The organism is Propionivibrio sp. (assembly GCF_017995515.1).
GTDB lineage: Bacteria > Pseudomonadota > Gammaproteobacteria > Burkholderiales > Rhodocyclaceae > Propionivibrio.
Genome location: NZ_JAGOIT010000147.1, coordinates 1 through 6,026, shown reverse-complemented (window position 1 = coordinate 6,026; position 6,026 = coordinate 1). Strand labels below are relative to the sequence as shown.

5 protein-coding genes are annotated in these 6,026 nt (G+C 61.0%); all 5 read right to left on the bottom strand.

The window, feature by feature from the left end; translation table 11 throughout:
* Positions 1-213: 213 nt before the first annotated feature.
* Positions 214-675: a hypothetical protein gene (locus KBA32_RS16085; protein ID WP_294361161.1), complete on the bottom strand. Its 462-nt coding sequence runs from the start codon at positions 673-675 to the stop codon at positions 214-216.
* 10 nt (positions 676-685) lie between these two features.
* Entirely contained in the window at positions 686-1,039 is a 354-nt protein-coding gene (locus KBA32_RS16080; protein WP_294361160.1) for a hypothetical protein, read from the bottom strand.
* A 166-nt stretch (positions 1,040-1,205) separates the two neighbouring features.
* A complete protein-coding gene (locus KBA32_RS16075) occupies positions 1,206-3,275 on the bottom strand; it encodes a BCCT family transporter (RefSeq protein ID WP_294361158.1) in 2,070 nt (689 codons plus the stop codon).
* Between the two features lie 263 nt (positions 3,276-3,538).
* On the bottom strand, positions 3,539-4,585 hold the full coding sequence (locus KBA32_RS16070) for a LacI family DNA-binding transcriptional regulator (protein WP_294361157.1): 1,047 nt from the start codon (positions 4,583-4,585) through the stop codon (positions 3,539-3,541).
* A 9-nt stretch (positions 4,586-4,594) separates the two neighbouring features.
* Positions 4,595-5,620: a ThuA domain-containing protein gene (locus KBA32_RS16065; protein ID WP_294361156.1), complete on the bottom strand. Its 1,026-nt coding sequence runs from the start codon at positions 5,618-5,620 to the stop codon at positions 4,595-4,597.
* Positions 5,621-6,026: the final 406 nt, after the last annotated feature.

Here is a 6,026-nt window from a genome sequence, read left to right as displayed (position 1 = left end):
CGCTGGTTTGCCTCGCGTGGAATTTGAAACGCTTGGCCGTATTGCGCCTTCACGAATGAAAAAGCCGTGAAAACCCCCGGAAAACCGCAAATACGGCCAAGAAACCGGCAAAACGACCCCGCGGTTCAGTTAATCACCGTCAGGCCAACTCAAGTCCGACGGGCGGCGAGGCAGCGATAGGCATCACGCAATCGCTTTGCCCCAATCGTCCGATCAGTAAGCGCCGCAGCGATCCCAATAACCGTTTTGCTGGTAGGCGTCAAACCAGTACCAGCAGAGTCCGGGCGTTGGCGGCGGCGGGGCGCTGCCACGCACTGCGGCAACGATGACCGCGCCGAGAATGACGCCGGCGACGATATCTCCGGCGCGATCACGGTCTCTATCCCAGCGGCCATAACGAACTTCACGGCGAACTTCGCGCCTCATTTCGCTCCTCTCCCGGGCGATTTCCCTCATTCCTTCGCGATATTCGCGGCGCGCCTCAGCGCGCGAGCCTGAATTGAGAATCTCTCTGCGCATTTCGTTGCGCTCGCGTGAAATTTCCCGCATTCCCTCACGATACTCGCGCCGAGCCCCCCAGTTGCTTGCGGAGGCTGGCATCGAAGTTGCCACGAATGCCAGCAGAAGAGTAGCGTGCAGCGCTCCTCGCGCCAGCTGAATCAGCCCCATTTTCATGGCGATCTCCTTATTGGCCGCGATTGCCAGACTTCATGGCAGCACGGAAATCGTCGATGTAGGTCGGGCACTTCGCTTTGTCGATTTCCGTACTTGTACCGGCGCCGAAGGCTGCGGAATAGAAGAACGCCCGATCGGTTCCGAACAACTGAACAAGACCGGAGTAGGCTTTCAGGACTTCGCGATCGTGCGCACTACGATCAGCCTCAGGCAAACATTGGTAGGCAGCACCCGAGATGAAGCCAAAGCTTCGGATCGATTCCTCAAAATTCAGATCATCGTCATCAGCGACGGTTTTTACCTGAGCAGACGAGACGGCCGGAAGCAGAGCCGCGATAGCAAGGGCGAGCAGATGGTAGCGCATGGAGTTGCCTTTCTTCTTTAGAGTTGACCGGGTGCCAGGACCTTGGCGTCCAGTCGGGTTTAGAACAAAGCACGGAGCCTGCTGCATTGCGCCATGGGCTTGGTCAGCCGCTTGCGCGTGGGTTACGCCAACTGCGCGGCGCCGTATTCGACTTCCACAGGTTGTTTTAGTTTCTGTCACGCGCGCCGTCGCCGTCGCCGTCGCCGTCGTCAAGCGAATGAGGCGCCGAGGGGCGGTGTTCGGGCGCCGAATTCAGCAAGTCAGTCTGTTCGTTCTGGATCAGGTTCAGATAGCGTTCGTATTGGCGCAACACGTCCGCGCTGACTTCGTCTTGCGTGAGGTACTGGATGTCGTAACCGGCCCGGCCGTCGGAAAAGAAGGTGACGACTTCGCAAAGTCGCGCAGTCGCTTCGTTGCTCTGCGCGGCGGCCAAAGGGTTGAAGGCCGGGACGGCGCGGGACTCGATGCGCATTCCATAGCAGAAATCGCGCCGCCCCTGCAGTGGGACGATCAGTGCCAACTGCCCTTGCGGTTCGGACTCAACCCGGCTTGACAGCCCCCGTTCGTTCAACTCGAGACTGACCCCCCGCAGCGCCGGTGACGCCGTGTTCGTGATGAACTGCAGCGCTTCACGCGGGCCGGTACGGCGTACCAGCCAGTCAAGCCGGCTGCGCCAATGGCGGCCTGTCCAGAAATCCGACGCCGGTGAAAGATGCCGGCTCGAATGGGCGAGATCCGCTTGCAGGCCGCGCCACAGGCTGTAGCAGAGCAGGAGCATGATGCAGGCGAACGGCAAGGCTGCGATCAGCGTCATCGACTGCAATGCGCCAAGGCCGCCGGTCGACATGAGGATGGCTGCTGTCAAACCAAGAAGGCAGGCCCAGAACAGGCGCTGCCAGACGGGCGAGTGCGGGTGGCCCTGAGTCGCAATGTTGTCGATGACAAAGGCTCCGGAATCGGCCGATGTGATGAAAAACACGCTGATCAACAGCACGGCCAAAGCTGCAGTGAAGTCCGATCCCGGCAAGAGATCGAAAAAGCTGAAAAGGAGGGCGTCGACATTGCCGGCCGCTTCGAGCAGCGAGGATTCACCGCCGTGCATGGTCAGCCAGATGGCGCTGTTGCCGAACACGGTCATCCACAGCAAATTGAAGGCAGTCGGCACGAAGAGCACGCCGAGTACGAATTCACGCAGCGTGCGGCCCCGCGATATGCGCGCAATAAACAGCCCGACAAAGGGTGACCACGAGATCCACCATGCCCAGTAGAGGAGTGTCCAGTCGGCAAACCAGCCGCTCTGCCTTGGTTCGCTATAGGAGAACGTACGGAACGTCAGCTGGATGAGTTGAGAGACATAGTTGCCGATGTTTTCCGACAGTGCTCCAAGGATGAATTCAGTCGGACCGCCAAACAGCACAAACAGCAGCAGGGCAACGGCTAGCAGCAGATTGAATTCGGATAGCCGACGTACACCTTTGTCGAGGCCGCTGACTGCGGAAATTGACGCCAGGCCGACCACCAGCGCAATCAGGCAGATGCGGAAGATGTCGCCCGACGTGTCGATCCCCGTCAGGCGCGTGATGCCGGCTGAGAGTTGGAGCACGCCATACCCCAGTGTGGTGGCGATACCGAAAATGGTACCAACCAGTGCGAAGACGTCGACTGTGTGTCCGATCGGGCCACGGATGCGCTCTTTGAATATCGGATACAGGCCGGAGCGGATGGTCAACGGAAGGTTGTAGCGAAAGCCAAAGTAGGCCAGTACGAGACCGACGGTGGCATAGATCGCCCAGGCATGAAATCCCCAGTGAAAGAAGGTCGTCACCATCGCTTCGCGCGCTGCTGCTGCCGTCGAGGCCGCTGCTTCGGGCGGTGACAGAAAGTGCATCATCGGCTCGCCGACACCGAAGTACATCAGGCCGATGCCCATTCCGGCAGCGAACAGCATCGCCAGCCAGGAAGCAAAGCTGAACTCGGGGCGCGCATCGTCCGGACCAAGGCGGATCCGGCCATAGTCGCTGGATGCCAGCCAGAGCAGCAAAAGCAGAAATGTTCCTACAGCCAGCACATAGAACCAACTGAAATGCCGGGTGATCCACTTGTGCCCGGCGCCAAAAAAGCGTCCCGCTTCAGCCGGTGCCGTGGCGCAGACGAGGAGTAACAAGCCGATCAGCAACAGACTGGGGATAAGTACGGGAAGAGACAAGGTGCAGCGGGGATGATGCGGTGACGCCATGGCGACCTCCGTGTTGTTGCCGTATCCCAATCGCCAGATACTACTGGAATAGGAACAGGGTGTCGTGATTCTGGCGGGTCACTACTCCGAAGGAGTTTCCGCGATTCGAGGCTTACGGTCAAGCGCTCTTGCAGGAAGGTCGTGAGAATGCGGTTGTCGTAAGCAGGATTTGAGGCTTACGGCCGGGAAGCCAGACGTCTATCGTGCGTAACTCGTCTGTTGCACGTTGCGATTTGTGCGACCGCTCTGATGCGCCACGAACGCTATCGGTTTGCGCCGCACGACTTGCGAATCACCAGCGCCGTCGCGTAGCTCTCTTCCAGCCGTTCGTAAGGCTCGCCGTTGATGCGCGCCATCAAGAGGTCGACTGCGCCTTCGCCTTGTTCGATCGGATCGGTGCGGAGCGTGGTCAGCGGCGGGTTGACGTAGGCGGCGAGCGGCACGTCATCGTAGCCGACGACGGCGACGTCGTCCGGAATCCGCAGGCCGGCTTCGTCGAGCGCGCGCATGGCGCCGAAGGCGACGGTGTCGTTGCCGGCGAAGAGCGCCGTGAAGTCGCGCGTGCGCTTGAGCAGCTTTTCCATCGCAACGTAGCCGCTCTCGGCGCTGATGTTGCCGTAGGCGATGAGCTTCGGATCGGGCGCGATGCCGCCTTCCTTCAACGCCGCCTCGTAACCAGCACGGCGCTGGATGACGACGTCGAACACCTTCGAGGCGAAGCCGACGTGCGCGATCCGCCGATGGCCGAGATCGACCAGATGCTTCGTCGCGACGTAGGCCGATTTTTCGTCGCTGTTGCTGGCGCAGCGACTGTAGAAAGGCTCGATACCGTTGCCGGGGACGACAATCGGAAATCCCTGCTCGGAGAGTTTGCGCACGTACTGTCCGTCGACGGTACGCATATTGGCGACGATCAGGCCGTCGATGCTTTTGCTGCGCACGAGGTCCATGAAGGCGCCGGGGCACTTGAGCTGTTCGTCGGCCGATTCGAGCAGCACTTTGTAGCCTTGCCGGTGGCAGCGGTCGTTGATCGTGCACAAGAGGCGCGGCAGGTAGGCGTCGTAGAGCAGGTGGTCGGCCGAGGCGATGACCACGGCGATGGTGCCCGTGCTGCCGCCGGCCAGCATACGTGCCGCGGCGTTCGGCTGGTAGCCCAGATCGCTCGCTGCATCAAGCACCTTTTGCCGCGTCGTCTCGCTGATGCCCTTGTTGCGCAGGTCGTTGAGAACGAAGCTGACAGTCGTGCGTGAGACACCCGCGCGCAGGGCAACCTCACCGCAGGTGGCGCGGGGTCGGATGGATGTATTCATGGCGTAGCGTCAGCCGACGGCGCTGCGCTTGGCCGGCTGCTCGTAGCGGCTACCGCCGATCTTGCCCTGTGCCGGCGCTGGCGCACACTGATACAGATGGGTCATCAGGGTCGGGAAAAGGAGTGTCGCGTCGGCGTGCTGGCCTTGCCCCGTCTTGGTGCCCTTGACCGCACGCAGCGCTTTCTCCGCCTGGCATGGCTTCGCCGAGGTCATTTCGACGGGTTCCTCGGGGTTCGCGACCGTTGCCACCGTCGCCATGAGCGGCTTGCGCGCGTCGGCCGACTTGCCGGTTGCCACGGCGCGTACCGACGCAACATCGATGGCGTTGAAGCGGAAACGTGGCGCGACCCATTGCACCGCGTTGGCCAGCACGCGCTGCACGTTCGCGTCGTGGAAGGTCGGATGGCTGATGTTACCGGGGCGGAAATAGAACAGCCGGCCGTAGCCGCGTTCCCAGCAGCATCCGGAGCGGAAGACCTCGCCACCCTCGAACCAGGAGATGAACACCGTCGAATCGGGCTGCGCGACATCGAAGCTCTCGCCATACGTTTCCTCGATCGGCAATTCGAAGCGCTCGCTCAACCCGGCGGCGATCGGATGCGAAGGGGCGACGACCCACAGGCGCTCGCGTTCGTCCTTGGCGCGTCGTTTTACCGTGCAGCTCGTTCCGAGCAGGCGGCGGAAGATCTTCGACGAATAGCCGGCGTGCAGAACGATCAGTCCCATGCCTTCGAGCACGCGCCGATGAATGCGCTGGACGACCTCGTCGGAAACGTCGTCGTGCGCGACGTCGCCCCACCAGATGAGCACGTCGCACGCCTGCAAGCGCGCTTCGTCGAGGCCATGTTCCGGCTGGTCCAGCGTCGCCGTGCTGACATCGACGGGCAGCGCCTTTGCGCCGATGCCCGGCGTGCGCCGCAGCGCCTGCGCGATGACGGCATGCAAACCCTCCGGATAATTCGCGCGAATCGCCGGGTTGTCGTGTTCCTGGATGTGCTCGTTCCAGACGATGACGGAAAGCCGAGTGTTTCTCAAACTGATCCCCTCCTGAGCCGCTTGTTGTTCTTCCGGCCGCCCGGTCAGCACGTCTATGCGGCTTTTGTTGGCAGCGAAACGATTTGCGCCGTTTGCCTGAACCAGATTACTAAAACGGTTTAGTTTTTTGGTGATTATAAGCCATGTTTCTGGTTTGTTTTATTCAAATGTACAAAAAAACATGGGCCATTCCATTGGTATGGATGGCCCGTGCGAACGTGTCGATGGTCAGGGCAGAGGAGACGGCTGCCTGATCGCGACAGCGGTTGGGATGGTCATGCCCTCGTATTGATGGCGCGTTCGCCGCGGGTCTTTGCAGGAGCCCGATTCATCGGGCGAATGGACGGGTCCGCAAGCGGAAACGCTGTGATCGCGCAGCGAGCTTTGCTCCAGCATGTACATTTGT